The organism is Lysinibacillus telephonicus (genome assembly GCF_003966145.1).
Classification (GTDB): Bacteria; Bacillota; Bacilli; order Bacillales_A; family Planococcaceae; genus Ureibacillus; species Ureibacillus telephonicus.
In genome coordinates this window covers 1-19537 of sequence record NZ_RXNR01000073.1, presented here as the reverse complement: position 1 = coordinate 19537, position 19537 = coordinate 1, and the positions used below count along the sequence as shown (strand labels likewise).

At 34.3% G+C, this 19537-nt stretch carries 14 protein-coding genes, 1 rRNA gene and 2 riboswitches; of the genes, 3 read left to right on the top strand and 12 right to left on the bottom strand.

All coding sequences use genetic code 11. The annotated features are described in order from the left end of the window. The 12 genes from EKG35_RS17510 to EKG35_RS17455 form a co-directional block, all read right to left on the bottom strand. Positions 1 to 213: ribosomal RNA gene (locus EKG35_RS17510) — 16S ribosomal RNA — on the bottom strand; the annotation flags it as partial. Positions 214 to 995: 782 nt separating this feature from the next. After that, positions 996 to 2318: an NCS2 family permease gene (locus EKG35_RS17505; RefSeq protein WP_126295833.1), complete on the bottom strand. Its 1323-nt coding sequence runs from the start codon at positions 2316 to 2318 to the stop codon at positions 996 to 998. Between the two features lie 115 nt (positions 2319 to 2433). Next, positions 2434 to 2535: riboswitch (purine riboswitch) on the bottom strand. A 229-nt stretch (positions 2536 to 2764) separates the two neighbouring features. Continuing rightward, positions 2765 to 3685, bottom strand: coding sequence for a TIGR03943 family putative permease subunit (locus EKG35_RS17500; protein ID WP_126295832.1), 921 nt, complete (start codon positions 3683 to 3685; stop codon positions 2765 to 2767). A 10-nt stretch (positions 3686 to 3695) separates the two neighbouring features. After that, the gene (locus EKG35_RS17495) at positions 3696 to 4691 is read right to left on the bottom strand and encodes a permease (protein WP_126295831.1); all 996 of its coding nucleotides are present in this window, start codon (positions 4689 to 4691) and stop codon (positions 3696 to 3698) included. Positions 4692 to 4997: 306 nt separating this feature from the next. Further along, a complete protein-coding gene (locus tag EKG35_RS17490) occupies positions 4998 to 5810 on the bottom strand; it encodes a CPBP family intramembrane glutamic endopeptidase (protein ID WP_126295830.1) in 813 nt (270 codons plus the stop codon). A gap of 784 nt (positions 5811 to 6594) precedes the next feature. After that, positions 6595 to 8145, bottom strand: coding sequence for a glutamine-hydrolyzing GMP synthase (guaA, locus tag EKG35_RS17485; protein WP_126295829.1), 1551 nt, complete (start codon positions 8143 to 8145; stop codon positions 6595 to 6597). 405 nt (positions 8146 to 8550) lie between these two features. Continuing rightward, a riboswitch (purine riboswitch) is annotated at positions 8551 to 8652 on the bottom strand. Between the two features lie 31 nt (positions 8653 to 8683). Continuing rightward, positions 8684 to 10882 (bottom strand): transglutaminase domain-containing protein, encoded by a 2199-nt coding sequence (locus tag EKG35_RS17480; RefSeq protein WP_126295828.1) that lies wholly within the window; start codon positions 10880 to 10882, stop codon positions 8684 to 8686. Beyond that, the gene (locus tag EKG35_RS17475) at positions 10879 to 12075 is read right to left on the bottom strand and encodes a DUF58 domain-containing protein (RefSeq protein WP_126295827.1); all 1197 of its coding nucleotides are present in this window, start codon (positions 12073 to 12075) and stop codon (positions 10879 to 10881) included. The genes EKG35_RS17480 and EKG35_RS17475 overlap by 4 nt, the downstream gene beginning before the upstream one ends. Next, entirely contained in the window at positions 12072 to 13016 is a 945-nt protein-coding gene (locus EKG35_RS17470) for an AAA family ATPase (RefSeq protein ID WP_126295826.1), read from the bottom strand. Before EKG35_RS17470 ends, EKG35_RS17475 begins: the two co-directional genes overlap by 4 nt. 192 nt (positions 13017 to 13208) lie before the next feature. Continuing rightward, on the bottom strand, positions 13209 to 13550 hold the full coding sequence (locus EKG35_RS17465) for a hypothetical protein (RefSeq protein WP_126295825.1): 342 nt from the start codon (positions 13548 to 13550) through the stop codon (positions 13209 to 13211). A 166-nt stretch (positions 13551 to 13716) separates the two neighbouring features. Continuing rightward, positions 13717 to 14544 carry an ammonia-dependent NAD(+) synthetase gene (gene nadE / locus EKG35_RS17460; RefSeq protein ID WP_126295824.1) on the bottom strand — a complete coding sequence of 276 codons (828 nt, stop codon included), beginning with the start codon at positions 14542 to 14544 and terminating at the stop codon, positions 13717 to 13719. Between the two features lie 14 nt (positions 14545 to 14558). After that, positions 14559 to 16028: a nicotinate phosphoribosyltransferase gene (locus EKG35_RS17455; protein ID WP_126295823.1), complete on the bottom strand. Its 1470-nt coding sequence runs from the start codon at positions 16026 to 16028 to the stop codon at positions 14559 to 14561. Positions 16029 to 16763: 735 nt separating this feature from the next. Here EKG35_RS17455 and EKG35_RS17450 point away from each other — a divergent pair. From EKG35_RS17450 to EKG35_RS17440, 3 genes are all read left to right on the top strand, one after another. Next, a complete protein-coding gene (locus EKG35_RS17450) occupies positions 16764 to 17498 on the top strand; it encodes an ABC transporter ATP-binding protein (RefSeq protein ID WP_126295822.1) in 735 nt (244 codons plus the stop codon). Next, positions 17495 to 18253: an ABC transporter permease gene (locus EKG35_RS17445; RefSeq protein WP_126295821.1), complete on the top strand. Its 759-nt coding sequence runs from the start codon at positions 17495 to 17497 to the stop codon at positions 18251 to 18253. The genes EKG35_RS17450 and EKG35_RS17445 overlap by 4 nt, the downstream gene beginning before the upstream one ends. Positions 18254 to 18340: 87 nt before the next feature. Continuing rightward, positions 18341 to 19318: a proline dehydrogenase family protein gene (locus EKG35_RS17440; protein WP_126295820.1), complete on the top strand. Its 978-nt coding sequence runs from the start codon at positions 18341 to 18343 to the stop codon at positions 19316 to 19318. Positions 19319 to 19537: the final 219 nt, after the last annotated feature.

Sequence of the window (19537 nt, the reverse complement as noted above, 5' to 3'; positions counted from 1 at the left end):
TCTTTCAGCATTTCATCAGGAGATGAAATGAATCATTCGGTATTAGCCCCGGTTTCCCGGAGTTATCCCCAACTATAGGGCAGGTTGCCCACGTGTTACTCACCCGTCCGCCGCTAACATCAGAGAAGCAAGCTTCTCATCAGTTCGCTCGACTTGCATGTATTAGGCACGCCGCCAGCGTTCGTCCTGAGCCAGGATCAAACTCTCCATAAAAGAAAATTTGATATAGCTCAAATATTTGCTGGCATCATATTTGATGTCCAAAATCTCGTTTCGTTCACCGACGAGGGTCAGTTACTAAAAACTATATTTCATTAACGTTTTGTTGTTCAGTTTTCAAGGTTCATTCGATACTTTATTATTATATTACTATATTACTATAATAATGTTTTGTCAATGCTTTTTTCGTTGCTTTTTAACAGCAACTTTTACATCTTATCATCTTCAAACGGAAAAGTCAACAGTTTTTAATTTCAAACTAACTTTTCGCCAGAGACGACTTTTACAATATTATCACCATAACATTATTGTGTCAATAGTTTTTTAAACCTTTATTACTTTTGAAATGAGTATTCATCTCAGAAGCAACGTTTAATACTATATCACCATAACAAACAATTAACAAGTTAAAATTTAAAAGTAAAACAATTTAGTTTTATTTAAATAATTAGATAAGAGTTTCTTCTATAATAATAGTTTTATAATCACTTAAAATATCCCAAACAAAAGTTTACAATTACTTTGTACATGTTTCATTTTAAATGTAACAATAATTTTCCCCAAATATAAAATTTTAAACTCCATATTAAAGAATATAATTAATCAGCCTGATTGTTAAAACTATAGACTTCTCGACTACAATAATTCTTGTGTTATTTCCCCCCTTTATTCCATTAACTTAAAATCTAAAAAAATACTAGTTAAATAGAAAAAGCGATAATTAAACAACAAACTAGTTGCTAATTATCGCTTTTCTATCTAAATATTGAAAATCACTACGCCGCTAAATATAACAAGAAGATTATTGCAAAGATATACATGATTGGACTTACTTCTTTCGCTTTACCTTTAATAATCATAGTTAATGGATAAAAAACGAAACCAACCGCGATACCTGTTGCAATTGAGTATGTTAATGGCATCATAATCATTGTTAAAAACGCTGGTACTGCTATTTCAAAGCGATTCCATGCAATTTGACCAAGTGAAGCAACCATTAATACCCCTACAACTATTAAAGCCGGAGCTGTAACCGCTGAAGTTATTACAGACAACAACGGAGAAAGGAATAGTGCCAATAAGAATAATACACCTGTTACAACCGAAGCAAAACCTGTTCTCGCACCAGCTGCTACACCTGATGAAGATTCAACATAAGATGTTATAGTTGAAGTACCAAAAATTGAACCAATAATAGTAGCAATTGAATCGGAAATTAATGCTTTACCTGCGCGAGGTAAACGATTATCTTTAACAAATCCAGCTTGATTCGCAACAGCCATCAATGTTCCTGCATTATCAAAGAAGTCTACAAATAAGAAAGTAAGAATTACAGAAAGCATTGATAAAGAATAGAATTCTGGGTCTGAGAATGCGCTGAATAATGCACCAAATGTCGGTGAGATGCTTGGCGGTGCTGAAACTACACCAGTAGGCAATTCAACTAAACCAAAAATCATCCCTACGATAGCAGTAATGACCATTCCGTAGAATACGCCGCCTTTTAAACCTTTAACCAATAAAACAACTGTAATGATAATACCGAATACCGCAAGTAAAACCTGTGGATTGTGGAAGTTGCCGATACCAACTAAAGTAGCATCGTTATTAACAATAATTTTTGCGTTTTGCATACCGATAAAAGCGATAAATAAACCAATACCAGCCCCTACCGCTAATTTTAACTCCATCGGAATGGCATTAATTAATTTTTCACGTAAACCAGTCAATGTTAATAATAAGAAAAATACACCTGAAATAAATACTGCTGCTAAAGCGTGTTGCCAAGGACTACCATTTACTAAAACTACTGTGTATGCGAAAAATGCGTTAAGACCTAGACCAGGAGCAAGTGCCAATGGATATTTTGCTAAGAACCCCATGATGAAACATCCAATTGCTGCTGAAACTGCGGTTGCTACGAAGACTGCACCATAATCCATACGTAAAGCATCTGGAAGGTCCTTTACATCATCTAAAGTCAACGTTAAAGGGTTAACAACTAAAATATAAGCCATAGCTAAAAATGTAGTGAAACCTCCTAGAATTTCACGACCATATGTTGTACCTAGTTGATCAAACTGGAAATACTTCTTCATTTTCTTCCTCCGTATTGTCGTTACAATGTCAAAATAAAAAGACACGCTACTATTAAAAGTTGCATGTCTACGATTTAGGCGAATTACTATATAACCATAGTATAACCATAGTAATCCATCATTTATTCCAAATCGTAGTCAAGCTATTTAAGGTAGCTTGGTAGAAACTTTCGAGCCATATTCTCGACATTATACGACTAAATATTTAATTTACGTTAGTAATATACCACCTCCTCTTTTCTATTTCAACCATTTTTACGAACATTTTATTAAATAAGTAGATAAAAGTTCGGAAATAAGTTTAATTTTTTTCAAATAATAGGAAACTATACACTTTATCACAATATAAAAGGGTCCATCTATTAGGACGGACCCTTTTGCTCTGAGAATGAAACCATCATAACGAAGATAATGATTATATTCTTGCACAACGCCAGAAAGCTGTATTACTCTAATAATGTTAACACCGGATAGATATACGGTTCACTTGGTTCATCAACAACGTTTAGACTTGTTACCTTAATAATCGGTAATTCATATCCACCATAGGTACCTATATCTATAACACCCTCAATTTCAATCCACGTATCTTCTTCAATTGTTTCTGCCCCCTGAAATTCAGCTAGAAATCCAATTATACTTGCATCCGCTATACAGTGCGTAATCAAAAATCTTGAAATGACTAGTTGATTATTAGTAAATCCATCTTCTTTAAATACGAAACCACTCATTTTAATAGTTTTTCCAACATAAGGCTGAGGGTTCTCGTTAATCTCTCCATAATAGGAACTGAACATATCATCAGTCATTTGTATCGTTTCTGATTCCTGAAGCAATCTAAACTTATCATTATATTCCTCTTCAGAAAGATAGTTATTATTTGGCAGAGGAATATGTTCACTTGAGTAAATATCAATATTCTCTTTCTCCACTAAGGACTCTGCATCTTCCATTAAAGAATCTTTATCTGAACTATCCACCTTTTCCTCATTGCTGCCTTGAGATAATAGGAACCCTTTATTAGCTGCAATAGACGAGTCTAATGTGGCAGGTGACAGGGTAAATCCGGTTATGATCGGAAAGGCAACAATACTATAGCCAACTACTCTTTTTAAACTCCAATAATCGTTGCCATGATCGTGACTGCACCCATGAGAACAAACATGGTGAATATGCTTTTTCTGCCATATACGAGAAAGTTGGATTAGGAACAGAACTAGAAAAAAGACTGCAGCAATTTTACTCATAAAATCATATTTTGGATTAATATACTTTGTGATATCACCTGTAATATGGAGGTTAGTAAAAAACAAAGTAAATAACCCTAATAAAATGGCTTTTAAAAAATGTTGAAAATGAAATCTCATACCACACCTCCTATATAAAGCTCGCTAAATTTACAAATATAAAGACGATTATTGTGATCAGTAAAAATAAAACAAAAACAAATTTCGCCTTAAACACACTTAATAACATAATCGTATTTTTCAAATCAATCATCGGTCCATAAATTAAAAAAGCTAATATCGAGGTTGTTGGAAATACATTTCTAAAGGAAGCACCAATAAAGGCATCCGCTTCAGAACATAAAGAAAGAACAAATGCCAGAGCCATCATAACGATAGTTGACTGCACCTGATTGTCACCAAACAGCAATAGAGATTGTGTAGATACATAAGTTTGTAAGAAGGCAGCAACAAATGCACCTGCAATTAAATACTTACTCATATCAAAAAATTCATCTATAGAATGCTTTAACATATCATTAACCCTTGTAATAAATGGCTGCTTTTTGTTCACTCGAGCATCTAAATGATGGCTTCCCTTGGATTTTTTCAATTGGTTCGATTTAAATAAGATGCTAATCACTAAAGCAATTGCCAACGCCGCAACAAATCCAACCCCCATGCGCAGCAAAGCCATTTCCATATCATTACCAAATGCCATGTAAGTTGATAAAATAACGATTGGATTAATGAGTGGACCAGTTAATAGAAACCCGACTCCTGCATATAAAGGAACGCCTTTCCCAATTAATCTACGTACGATCGGAACAATTCCACATTCACAAGCTGGAAATGCCGCCCCTACAACACAGCTCATTAATACTGCTAGAAATTTATTTTTCGGTATACAAGCTCGAATATGTTCTTCTGTAATAAAGATTTGAATAAACCCAGCAATCAACACCCCAATTAGCACAAATGGAATGGCCTCAATTAATATACTGAGAAAAATCGTATTTAATTGTTGGAAGGAATTCGGAATTGCTAACGATTTACCCCTTAAAAGTAGCGGGATTAGTAAAACTAATAATATCCCTAAAACAAATACTGTTGAGAAATTTACAGATTGCTTCTGCCTTGATTGCATCGTATCTCCTCTTTCTTTATTGCTTAGATTTTTATTTAACGGTTGTCCAAAATTCAAAACTTAGAAAATAGACATCTCATAATATAGTATTTGTTTTAAATCGTAATAATTCCTATTTATTTTTATTCGACAATAAAAAACTCTCTTTCATTGCTATTTCGGGCAAATAAAAGAGAGCTATTTTGAATATTTAATTGTTGATTATTTTATTTCCTATTCCCACACAATATTTACATAGTGAGTACCCATAGTTAATTGAATTCTTTATTAACAACGGTAAACATCCTATATCAAGAATATTTATCGTTAATGAGGTTTACAAACTTTCTTCCCATACAATACCTTCTTCGGATTTATAACGATAATTAACACTGCTGCTATCAAATAAAAAACCGCGTTGTACATAATTAATTCGATTAATTTCCCATTTATTAAACCAATAAATAGATTAAAGAAAAAGTGGATAATAATTGGAACGATTAAATTTTGATTTAAGTTATAGAATGCTGCCATGATGATTGTAGTGGATATGATTGCAATCATAAAGAACAGCATATATTTGATTAAATCAAAGCCTGTAAACCCTGTAGTAAACCATATAGGTAAATGCCATATCCCCCACCAAAACCCTATGATTATCGAAGCTTTTAATGGTGAATATTTTTTCTGAAGCTCCATTAGTGCAAAACCTCTCCACCCTAGTTCTTCTCCTAGTGGTCCTGACAAAAAGGTTTTAATAAAGTAGTAGATTAATACTCCCGATGTAGTCCTATTAAAAATAGAATCTGCTTCGCTATTACTAGACACGATAAACAAAATTATCAAAAATATGAAGAGTTGAACCATACTTACAGAAAGAACTACAGAAAATTTAATTTTAGTTCGAAATTTATTTTTTACAAATTGAATAAAACTCTGTCCAGGATAGATCCTTTTAAACAGCAATCCAAAAGCAAAAGTTGAAGACCAAGCAGATATACAGAGCATTGCAACAAAGAACCATATAGGAAATTCTAATAACCTCGTGACTCCTACAAGAAGAAAAAGCGGCCAAAAAATGATATTGGTTAGTAAAATAAAACTTACTACCGGTTTTTTTAGTTTTTTGTCTCTACTCATATATACTCCCCGCCTTAATTTTTAGAATACAGCAATGCTCATCCTTACTTAATACTTTACTCACCTTAAAGGATTACGTATTTTTTCTATGGACACATGAAATTCTAGAAATACATTTATATACTTACCCAAAAAGTTCCCCCTTTTTATTGATGCAACATCGTTCTTTTCATTCCCCCTAATGAACCCTAAATTCCCCCTTACAGGAAGGATATTCTTATACACTAAAATAACTCTCTCCCATTTACTACTCTTTTAGATAAAAGCTAACCTGGCTAGATAGGAAAGTTGAATTATAATTTACAAAGGTGAAGTGGATTAACACTCAATTAAGAAGGATTATTAAGCCATGAAAGGAATCGATACGATATAAGGAGGAAGTCTCGAAATAAAAAAAGAAGAGAACAAACAGAACCAACATTCAAAATACTAAAAAAGATTAAAATATATAATCTACCCGAATTCAAATCATACTGCCAGAGATACATTTAACGGAATGAAATTTGATATGTATGTACTAACGAGGACAGGAAGGCGTAGAGGTGAAGTTATGGCTGCGATAGTGAATTAGGGGCGTATGAACGAAATATGATAATCTTTCTCTCGATTAATTTCGATTAACTGAACTACTTTAGTTATAAAAAAACTCCCTTTCATTTACTAAAAAAACGTAAATAAAAGAGAGTAAATTTTTGAAAGTCAATCGTTGTAGGTGAACATTTTATATCAACATAAATCGCGGTTAAACGGTGATATGACTCTATCCGTGAATAATTATTTAAACTTATTCCCACTCAATCGTCGCTGGTGGCTTAGAAGTAATATCATACAGCACGCGGTTAACGTGTTTTACTTCGTTTACGATGCGAACTGAGATTTTTTCTAATACATCCCATGGAATACGTGCCCAGTCGGAAGTCATGCCGTCGATGGATGTTACTGCACGGATACCTACTGAGTAATCATACGTACGAGCATCACCCATTACACCAACCGAACGGATGTCAGGCAGCACTGCGAAGTATTGCCAAATGTCGCGATCAAGGCCAGCATTTTTTATTTCTTCACGTAAAATATAATCCGCTTCACGAACTATTTCTAATTTTTCTTCTGTTACTTCACCAAGTACACGAATACCTAAACCAGGACCTGGGAAAGGTTGACGCCATACGATTTCTTCAGGTAAGCCCAATTCTAAACCTAAAGCACGTACTTCATCTTTAAATAATGTTTTTAACGGTTCAATTAACTCAAACTTCATATCTTCTGGCAGTCCACCAACGTTATGGTGTGATTTGATTGTTTGAGCTGTTGTAGTTCCTGATTCAATGATATCAGTATAAAGAGTTCCTTGCGCAAGGAAATCCATACCTTCTAATTTTGAAGATTCTTCATCAAATACGTAAATAAATTCATTTCCGATAATTTTACGTTTTTTCTCTGGATCCGAAACGCCTTTTAGTTTATTCATGAAACGTTCACGAGCATCGATTTTAATAACTTTCATATCAAAATCCTCTGTGAAAGTTTTCATAACTTGCTCAACTTCGCCTTTACGGTTAAGATTGTGGTCCACAAACATACATGTTAATTGATCGCCAATTGCTTTGTGAATCAACACAGCTACTACTGATGAGTCTACTCCACCAGACAACGCGCATAGAACTTGCTTATCGCCAACTTGTTCACGAATTTTTTTCATTTCTAATTCGATAAAGTTTTGCATTGACCAGTCGCCTTTTGCATGGCAAATATCAAATACGAATTGACGCAAAAGATCATTACCGTAGACAGAGTGGCGTACTTCTGGATGGAATTGTACAGCATATAAACCGCGCTCAACATTTTGCATTGCTGAAATAGGACAAGATGTGCTTGTTGCAATAACTTCAAATCCTTCAGGCACTTCAGTTACAAGGTCACCATGACTCATCCATACCACTTGTTCTTTTGGAAGGTTGCCGAATAATTTATTGTCTAACGTTACGTTGATTTCCGCTTTCCCATATTCACGGTGGTCAGCTCCTTCAACTTTTCCGCCTAATGAATATGACATTAATTGCATTCCGTAGCAAATTCCTAAGATCGGTAATCCTAAATCAAAGATGGCTTCATCTACTTTAAATGCCTTTTCGTCATAAACTGAATTTGGTCCACCAGAGAAAATGATACCCACTGCGTTCATTTCTTTGATCTCTTCAGCTGTAATTGTGTGTGGATGTAATTCAGAGAAAACACCAAACTCACGAATACGACGAGTAATCAATTGGTTAAATTGGCTACCAAAATCTAGAACGACAATTTTTTCTTGTTCTTTTAACAATGGAGTTGTCATGCGCTTTTACACCTCTTCTAAAATTTGAAGGCTCCTCGTTTCATCAACATTAATATACCACGGCCAAAATTTTAAATTCATATTAATACGAATTCAACAACCGTTGAAGGTTTTAACAATATAAGAAAAGCGTAAGTGCCCTGCTCCTGTTGCTACGCTTTCGTCGCAAAAAGGCATTTTGCTTAGCCCCGACAAGCGCTGGAGGGACCTGACGAGTGTGGTTTCACACGCGGGAAGGTACCGAAGCGATCTCGAGGGGCTGGGCACTGGAGCTAGACATTACTCAAATAGATATATAATTTTTATCTTTCGAAAAGTACTTATATTGTTAAAAAAACGCGTTCAAAAAGAATACTTTCTGACGCGTTCATGTTCTAACTATAAAGACGGGCACACCTAGAAATACATAGCAATGCCCGCCGTCATAGATAAGTTATTTCAGGTAACTTAGTAGAAACATCCGAACCATATTATCGGACTTATATGAAGGCAGCCTATTTATTATTTTTCTAAATTTTACTCTTAGTATCAGTTAAAATCAACTAGTTGTCTGATTGATTAAATATTCCCAACTTTCTTTCATTTCATCAAAGTCAACTTCTCTTAAATCTTTTGCGTAAATAAATTGTTCATACGCCTTTGTAATGTTTGACATATGCTTCGTACTATAATAAGCATCCACTTCAGCAGCAAACGATTGCAACGTTTGTCCCTCTAGTCTTTTAAAGCCTTTCAACTCTAAAATTTTTAGCAATTGCAAATACATTGCTTCAAACGATGCTTCACTAAACTGTTTTTGTTTATTCATTCTTACATAAACCTTCGGAAGCCATTTACGACGAAGCTTGTAAAGCGAAAATGCGAAAAGAACTAGGACAATAAATACAAAAATAAGTACTACCTTATGCTCTTTAATAAAATCTACAAAAGTAGATAAAATGTTATTTTTTTCTGTTGTCTTTTGTTGTTCCTCTTCTTCCTCTTCAACTGTTTCATCAGGTTCAGTTTCTTCATCAACCGTTAATTCCTCTTGTTGGTAAGCATTTGTTTGCACATCATAATTAATAGTTCGAGTGTTATTAAAGCCAATTGTTGGTTCGAAGTTAATCCATCCTACATTCGGGATATATGCTTCTACCCATGAGTGTGCATCATTGTTTGTTACTTGAAATTCTTTCACTGCACCATCAGTATTAATAACATCTCCACCTGCAAATCCTTTTACCCATCGAGCAGGAATTCCTATTGAACGCAATAATACAACCATCGAAGTTGAAAAGTTATCGCAATAGCCAATTTTCGTTTCAAATAAAAACTGGTCGACATAGTCTTGGTCTTCAGCGGGAACTGCTACATTATCCGTCGAATATCGAAATCCATTTTGTCTAAAGTACATTTCAATTGCTCGAGCTTTATCGTACGGCGTTTCTTCCCCCGCAACAATCTCTTCCGCTAAATCCCTTACTCTAGAAGGCAGCGTCTCTGGTAGCTGTAAATATCGTTCCTGAATAAACGGATTCATCTCTTCCGTTGGATTTTTCAGTTCACTATAAAGATAAACCGGTTTACTGTATTGAACTAAGTAATTATCTAAAGTAATAGTACTATTATTTACTTTCGGAATAAGTTTCTCCGAGTTATCATCCATATGAAGTTCAATACTTCCATCCGCTGTTCCATCAACCTCTATCGATTTTAAACCGTATGGTTGAATTATAAATTCAAATGGGTATAAGACTTGAATCGATGCACTTTGAGTCTCTTCTTCTGGTCCAACTGGCAAGGAGTGATAAATCGGTTCATTAGGAAGGTATACACTCGCTGTTCCTACAAAGTAATCCGATTTCTCCCACCCTTTTGAAGTATAAATATCCTTCGTTTCTACACGCCAATATTGTTTTGTTTCAGCTTGTGCAAGAAATACAACAGTATCATCTGCTATAAAAGAGCCTCCAAGCCTACTATCATTTTCTCCATAGCCAACCTTCGAAACACCATCCCGGTTGTCGATTTCCTCACCCTGACCAGCAGCAGATTTAATAAATGGAACCGGGTCAGGCCATTGAGGAGGAGATTTAGGTAATAAAATCGCAACAATCCCCGAAAGTCCTATTAAAAACACAATAGGCATTACGAGTTTTATATATTTAAACCAGGCAATATGAACATTCGATTGTGAAAGAAGCCGTTTAATAAATAAAATAGAAGTCATCATTAAACCGAGCAATACAATTTTTATAATGGCATTTGAGCCATCATATTCAGTAAATGTATCGAGGGTCGCAATGAAAAATACAGTAAGTACAATGAAATAAAAAATCGTCATTCGAACCGTTATCCAATGATGAATTAAATAAATTAACATCCATATTAAAATAAAAAACAGTAATGTCCGGAATGGATCTGTTACATGCACCCAATCGGATTGGATAATGATGGCGCTATTTGTTTTAAAAATATCTAATAAAAAGAGAAAACCATCTACCGATAAAATAGATTGTCCACTATAAACAAAAACTATAAACCATGACATATACACAAGTTTAATAACCCACGAGATAGAATAGTGTACTTTAAATAAATTAAGCACAAGATTGATAGCAATGAAAAGGAGGATTAAACTTGTATATCCTGTTCCAGTCAACTCCATAATAGGAACAAGCCACTCTCGTAAAATAAAGAAAACGACAACATAATAAAGCGCTAATTCTAATCGTTTAAAATTATTTTTTTTCACGGCTTCATCACCTCCGTGAATACCTTTTCGAAGTTCGTCTTCGATATTGGGATAACCTTCACAGTTGGCAGTTTAATTCGAGATTCTAATAATTTGTCTTTTTGATCCGTAATAACAAGGCAAATGATTCCTTGTGTCAACTTTGTACTATTTACTAAAAAACGCTCCACCGATTCAGAAAGCTCTCCGGTAATTAGAGTTATTGTTGCAGAATTGTTTAATCCAATTTCATTAGCAAGAAACGAATCCAATGACTTTTTTGCATCAGGTTTTACAATCGCGAGATGCTGCATTACTTTTTCCATCTGATTTTGGGTTTTGATTTTTTGAAAGTATTGGTAGTTTTCCCCTGTGGAAAGAAATGAAATATCACCATGACTTTTTATAACACTTTGCAAAATTGATGCAGCTAAATCAACACTATATTCAAAATTTATATTAGATGATTGGTCAATTATAAGAAAAAGTTCTTGAGATTGACGATCTTCAAACTCTTTTGTACGTAATGTTTCATTTTTCGCAAATGATTTCCAATGAATCCATGAATATTTATCACCCGATTGATATTCCCTAACACCAGTTACTAACGAAGCATCCTTCACCATTGTATATGGCGATGGAACCCCGCCATGCTCAAATTGCATGTTCAAAGGTTTGTATTTCAATTCGGAAATTCGGGGATAAACAACAACCGTCTTATCCTCTTCTATAAATTTCGTCCGTAAAGTCCATCCAAAAAAATCTGTAAAAGTTAATTTTAGTCCACTGAATTGCAAATGCCCGCGCCCTACGTTTTGAAAATTATATGTCCACTCAAATTTCCTTTTCCATCCTACAAAAAATATTTGATTTGATAGTTCAATAAACTGATCATGTTCATTATTTAGCGTTCCCATTTCTTTAACGGTCAAAAAGATTAGAGGAAACCATGTTTTATTTTTAAAGCGAACCGTGACCCTAGCATTATCATCGCGTTGAAGTTTCGAAGGCTCAATTTCCCTCTGAAATTCCACTACTTGAATTGGGGCAAATGTTAGTAATAATGAATAAATCAAAAACGGGGCAATTGAGTAAAAAATAAACCAGCTAACAAACCCTCCCTGGAACATCGCATAACTAAAGGTAATGACAATAAGTAAAATAATGACGACAAGGCGTCCCCCATCGCCTAATACCCCTTTTATTTTATTCATTTTTCAGCATACCTTTTAATTGGAATAACTGCATTCGAGAGAATACGGTCTACGATACCTTCTACAGTAACACCCTCATATCTCGCTTCAGGTTTTAAAATAATGCGATGTCCGAAAACATATGGAGCTAAATATTGTACATCATCTGGTTTCACAAAATCCCGATCTTTCATTTTTGCATATGCTTGGCATGCTTTCATTAATGCGATCGAAGCACGTGGACTTACCCCAAGATAAATCTCACTCACCTTTCTTGTTGCCCTAGCCAACTGCACAATATAGCTTTTGATTGAATCATCTACATAAACATTGAGCACTTCTTCTTGCAGTTCTATAAGCTCTTCTATAGAAATTACAGGTGAAAGTTGTGTAATTGGTTCTGTTTTTTCAGCTCTACGCAGCACTTCAATTTCCTCTTGAGCAGTTGGATAACCCATCTTTATTTTTAATAAAAATCGGTCGAGCTGCGCTTCTGGCAAAGGATAAGTCCCTTCATATTCAATCGGATTTTGAGTGGCCATTACAAAAAAAGGTTTTGGAATCTGTAATGTTTCCCCATCGACTGTTACCGAAGATTCCTCCATACTTTCAAGCAATGCTGATTGCGTTTTAGGGGATGTCCGATTAATTTCATCAGCTAAAATGATATTCCCTACTATCGGTCCAGGTCTAAATTCAAACTGAAGCGTTTTCGGATTGTATATAGAAACACCTAGTACATCAGATGGAAGTAAATCAGGAGTAAATTGGATTCGTTTAAACTCTGCACTTACAGACTTTGCTAAAGCCCTTACCATCATCGTCTTCCCTACCCCAGGCACATCTTCTAGTAAGACATGACCTCCTGAAAGCAGCGCAACTACACTTAATTCTGCAACCTCTCGTTTTCCAATCATTACTTTTTCTATATTTTCTATAATTCCTTCGATTTGTTTATGCATTCAGTCACAACCTCCCAAACTATAGCGATAATAGTCAGAATATACACAAAATATAACTACAGCATAAACGAAATGTTATTCATAATACAACTAATTGTCATTAGCTATGTATAAAATTTACAAAAAAATAGATTGATTCAACATGTATTGAATCAATCTATTCAATCAATTATTCAGCAATTAACTTTTATTTTATATAGAAGTTCGGTAAGTGCTATTTCGTGATATTTTACTTCTAGCAGTTGTTATTTTAACAGAGTGTTCCAGCAGACTGTTGCAAACCTCTGCTACCGAATCTCCATCAAACTGCAACCCCTTTACAACCAAATTATTTGAATTACTTCTTACTACCTTTTGTTGATTTTGATTGTTATTTTGCTGCGTCTTTTTTTGTTTTCGTTCATTTTTACGTTTAGAAGACTGTTGAAAAGCTCCTTCTTCCATTGCACGATAAAATAATTCATTCGATTGTAAATACTGCTTTGAATTTCTAAAAATACTGCTTGGTGTTGATTGAACTCTTGTCGTTTTCAATTAGCACTTACCTCCCTTCCTTATATCTTTTTTCCTATATTATTTTTTATTATCGGCAATAAAAATTAAAATTTAAGACATGTTAACTATTTCCGTTTACTTTATTTTACAACAAAAAAATAGTGTAGATAAAGACTTAAGCCCTTTATCTACACTATATGAAAAATCATTCCCAAAAATGATCAAAAATCGTAATCGGTAAATGACGTTTATGTTGAGATTTTAAATAATGACCTTCGATTATTTCTCTAGCTTCCTGCGGCACTTCTTTACCTTCTAAATAATCATCAATCACTTCATACGTTACACCCAATGCCGTTTCATCAGGAAGGGCAGGTCTTTCCTCTTCCAAATCTGCAGTAGGTGTTTTTAAATATAAATGCTCCGGACAATTTAAATGGGCTAAAATTTGTTTTCCTTGGCGTTTGTTAAGTCGGAAAATAGGAGTTAAATCAACCCCGCCATCCCCGTATTTCGTATAAAATCCAGTAACCGCTTCTGCAGCATGGTCTGTTCCAACTACAACTCCACCATGCATTGCTGCAATAGAATATTGAACTTTCATTCGTTCACGGGCTTTCTCATTGCCTTTTGCAAAATCACTTAAGCGGACTCCTGCATCCGCTAATGATTGAACACTAGCATCAACAGCATTCTTAATATTAATTGTAAAGACCTTTGTTGGCTGAATAAATGCGATTGCATCCTGGCAATCCTGCTCATCCGCCTGCACTCCATACGGAAGTCGTACCGCAAATGTAGAATATTTTTGTTCTCCAGCCTCTTCATTTAATTCATCAACTGCAATCTGCACCAGCTTTCCAGTTAGTGTTGAATCCTGTCCGCCACTTACTGCAATAACAAATGCTTTTAAGAAAGAATGTCTTTTTGCATATTTTTTTAAAAAATCAACTGATTTACGAACTTCTTCTTCTGGATTAATTTCTGGCAAAACTTTCAATTCTTCTATTATTTGTTTTTGCAAGTCTCCCACTAATCATCACTCCTTTAAAGATTTTCAATATCATGAACCATATTTCGAACCTCTTGAATATTTTTCATCTTGTTATCCCAACATTTTTGGCTCAAATCAACTGGATATTCCTCAGGATTTAATGAACGTTTATATTCATCCCATAATAACTCTAAATTATCAAATGCATATTGCCGCATTTCATTTACCGAAGGGCTTTCGTATATAATTTCACCTTCGGCAATTACTTTATGGTGCAGTTCCTTTGCCTCAAAGTTCGTTACAAATTTTGAAATAAACGTATGAACAGGGTGGAACATTTTAATTCGTTCTTCTTCATGTATATTTTCATCTGACATGGCAATATAATCGCCTTCTGCTTTCCCATTTTCACGGTTAATTATTCGATACAATTTTTTCAACCCCGGTGTAGACACCTTTTCAGCATTTGCTGTAATTTTAATCGTATCTTCCATTTCACCGTTTTCATTTTCAATGGAAACCATTTTGTAAACTGCGCCTAAAGCAGGTTGATCATAAGCAGTAATTAACTTTGTTCCAATGCCCCAAGAGTCAACCTTTGCACCCTGGGCTTTTAGGTTTAAAATGGTATATTCATCTAAATCATTTGATACGATAATTTTTGCGTTTGTGAATCCAGCTTCATCTAACATGCGTCTTGCTTCTTTAGATAAAAATGCAATATCCCCACTATCCAATCGAATTCCGACGAAATTAATTTTATCTCCCAATTCCTTCGCAACTCGAATGGCTGTCGGAACACCAGATTTCAAAGTATTATACGTATCAACTAAAAATACACAATCTTTATGTCGTTTAGCATAAGAATGGAATGCATCATAATCGTTTTTATACGCTTGCACTAATGCATGAGCGTGTGTACCTGACACAGGAATATTAAAAATTTTGCCTGCACGCACATTGGAAGTTGAATCAAACCCTCCAATAATGGCAGCTCGCGCCCCCCAAATTGCAGCATCCATTTCCTGTGCTCTACGTGTTCCAAATTCCGCTGCGCTTTCATTCTTAATAATTTGTTTAATGCGGCTCGCTTTTGTTGCAATCAACGTTTGATAGTTCACGATATTTAATAGTGCTGTTTCGATTAACTGAGCTTCTACAAGCGGAGCTTCAATCCGTACGATTGGTTCGTTTGCAAAAACAAGCTCACCCTCCAGCATAGAATATACAGAACCAGTAAAACGGAGATTTTTTAAGTACTCTATAAAATCATCCTTATATCCAAGTTCTTCAGATAAATAAGCGATATCTGTATCAGAAAAACGGAAATTCCGTAAATATTGAAGCATACGTTCTAATCCTGCAAACACTGCATAACCATTTCCGAAAGGTAATTTTCTAAAATACAACTCAAAAATCGCCTTTCGGTTATGAATTCCATCTGCCCAATAGCTTTCTGCCATATTTATTTGGTATAAATCCGTGTGTAATGTTAAACTGTCATCAACATAATTCGATTTCATCTGATGCCCCTTCTTCCAGTTTCATAATTAGTCATAGTATACACTATTTAACATTAAACGAAATATTGATTTATACTCCATTCATTTCCTTCGCCACACCATTATATGTTACATTTTCTCACACGAAAATTCCAAGCAAAAAATTCCAGTTATTTTTTCAGAACAAATTTCCGTCATATGTTAACGCTACCATCTTATTTAATACTAGATTTTTAGAAAATCACATTATTTCACGTTATATTTCCTAACATAAATTTTAAATTATCTATTGATTTTTTTCTTTAAAGCTATTATCATGTTAGATATAATAACACATAAAAATAATGGGTAAGACGAATTAACTCCTATCAGGGTTAGAAGTATACTTAGCCATCTTCTAACTCTCCCTTCTTCTTAATGTGTTATTATCTCCTCTTTGTAGATTACTAGTCTTGTTCCCCTTAGCAAGCTAGTTATCAATATAACCTTTAAGCTAACTCGTGCCCCCAAATTTTTGCGAGTTAGCTTTTTTCTGTCCTCTGAAATTATTTCTTTAATATAGAAGGAAGCATTGCAAGTATAATAATTTTATAAATCTTCGACAAACTAAATTACATATTACGCAAGAAGCTAAGCACAAAAACTTACTTGCAGATAACTTATATACTAATTCGTTTTTCAATATTTTATCTTCAAACTTAACAATAATCGTTATAATAGGTTTAAAAAGCCATTTAATTATTCTAGGAGTAAAATATGACACAACCTAATGAAACAGCAATTAAGTTTGAAAATGTTTGTTATGAAGTTGATCAGCTATCGATTTTGAATAATATTACGGGGGTATTTTATAAAGGCAAAATTACAACACTCGTCGGCCCATCTGGTGCTGGGAAAACAACATTATTAAAAATGTGCAACGGCTTAATTTCCCCAACAGAAGGTGAACTTTTTATCCAAAACCAGCCAATAACTTCTTTTGAGCCAACATCTCTTCGAAAAAGTGTCGGCATCGTTTTGCAAAGTGCACCAATTATTAGAGGTACCGTTTATGACAACCTCGCTTTGCCATTTAAGCTGCAAAACAAAAAATTCACAGAGGCAGACGCATTCAACTCATTGGAAGGAGTTGGTCTTAATAGCAGCCTCTTATATAGAAAAGCTTCAGATTTATCAGGTGGTCAGCGCCAGAAATTATCAATCGCAAGGACACTTATTAATCGACCGCAAATTTTGTTGCTAGATGAAATTACATCTGCACTTGACCCTACATCTGTACATGAGATAGAACAGCTCATTTTAAAAATTAACAAAAAATATAATGCAACAATCATTTGGATTACTCACAATATCGATCAAGCTAAACGGCTCGGCGATTTTACTTGGATTATGATGGAGGGGCAATTATTGGAAAGTGGTGAAAGCAGTATTTTAAGTAATTCATCAAACGAACTGGTTTATCAATTTGCTGTTGGGGGGGAAAAGGAATGACTTATACTGCATTATCTTTAACATTAATATTTGTACTTATCCCCCTAATCCTTTCAAAATCTTTAAAATTAGGTCTTGAAAAAGATACAGTTATTGCAACTGTTCGTTCCGTTATTCAATTACTTGCTGTAGGTTATGTATTAAAATTTGTTTTTGAGGCAAATAGTAATATTTATATACTGCTAATGATTGCATTAATAATTATTGCTGCAACGTTAAATGCTAGAAAAAAAGGGAAAGCTATTAAAGGGATAACATGGAAAATAGCAGTTACTTTCATTATGATTGAGGTAGTGACCCAAGGTATTTTACTCGGTCTTAATATTGTTCCCGCTACTGCACAATATATTATTCCAATCAGCGGGATGTTAATCGGGAATTCCATGGTATTATCTATACTATTTTTAAATCGTTTCTCTGCAGAAATTGAAACAAGCCGCGATGAAATTGAATTAATCTTGTCACTTGGAGGAACACCAAAGCAAGCAATTCAAAAGCAGCTGACTGATTCAATAAGAGCAAGTATGATTCCCACAATAGAAAGTCAAAAAACAATCGGCCTAGTTCAATTACCCGGAATGATGAGCGGACAAATAATTGGGGGTGCAGATCCTATTCAAGCAGTTCAATTTCAACTTTTAATTATTTTCGGATTGTTAACAACAGCGACATTAACGAGCATTTTAATAGGTTTTTTAAGTTACCCTACATTATTTAATGAACGCATGCAAATACTAAGGAAAATATTATACTAATATTAGAATATTTAAACTATTTGAAATCACTTAATATTATTTTGTTCTGTGATATAATTATTTTCAAAAAAGAAAGAGGTACTAATTATGCCAGTATTACGCGATTTTTTCATCCACTTATCTGAAAACCAATTATTAAATAGTGCTGCTCAAAGGTACGGTCTAAAACTTGGTGCACAAAGTGTAGTTGCAGGAACAAATATTCCTGAAGTTATCGAAAGCATTAAAGAATTAAACAGACATGGAATTTCTTGTACAGTTGATAACTTAGGTGAGTTCGTTTATGAAAAATCTGAGGCTACAAAAGCAAAAAATCAGATTTTAGATGTAATCGAAGCTATTCATGAACATGGTGTAGATGCACACATTTCTGTAAAACCCTCTCAACTTGGTTTAGACATTGACTATGATTTTTGCTTTGACAACTTAATGGAAATCGTAGGAAAAGCACACGAATACAATATGCATGTCAACCTAGACCAAGAAACTCTTGACCGTCTTCAACCTACATTTGATTTGATGGAAAAAATATCTGAAACTTATGACAATGTTGGTACTGTTATTCAAGCTTACTTCTTCAACGCAAAAGAAAACATTGAAAAATACAAAGACTACCGTCTTCGCATTGTAAAAGGTGCCTATAAAGAGCCTGCAAATGTAGCTTACCAAGATAAAAATGATATTGATTTAAACTTTATTGAATTAATCGAATATCACTTATTACATGGTAAATTTACTTCAATCGCAACTCATGACCATAACGTTATTAACCACGTAAAACAATTTGTTAAGGAAAACAACATTCCAAATGACAAATTTGAAATCCAAATGTTATACGGATTCCGTAAAGAAATGCAATTAGAGCTTGCAAAAGAAGGTTACAACTTCTGTACTTATGTACCATTCGGTAATGACTGGTATGGTTATTTCATGCGTCGTTTAGCTGAACGTCCGCAAAACGTAAAACTTGTTACAAAACAAGTATTCACTAAGAAAACAAACACAGTTATCGGTTTAACTGCTGCTGCGTTCTTACTAGGTCGTTTAACTAAAAAAAATCGATAAGATAAAAATAAAGGGGCTGGGACATAACTAGCTTCAAATAAAGAGAAAGGTGAATTTGAGTTCCCTCAAATTCACCTTTCTCTCTTTTTTCACATTATTTCTTCTGTTCCCTTAGTTAATGGCCGTGAATTTTCTTAAATTCACGGCCATTAACGCAAGACCCATTTCATTTTCAACCTTCGATTTTCCTCGCACAGAAAATCGAGTGAAACGCAAATT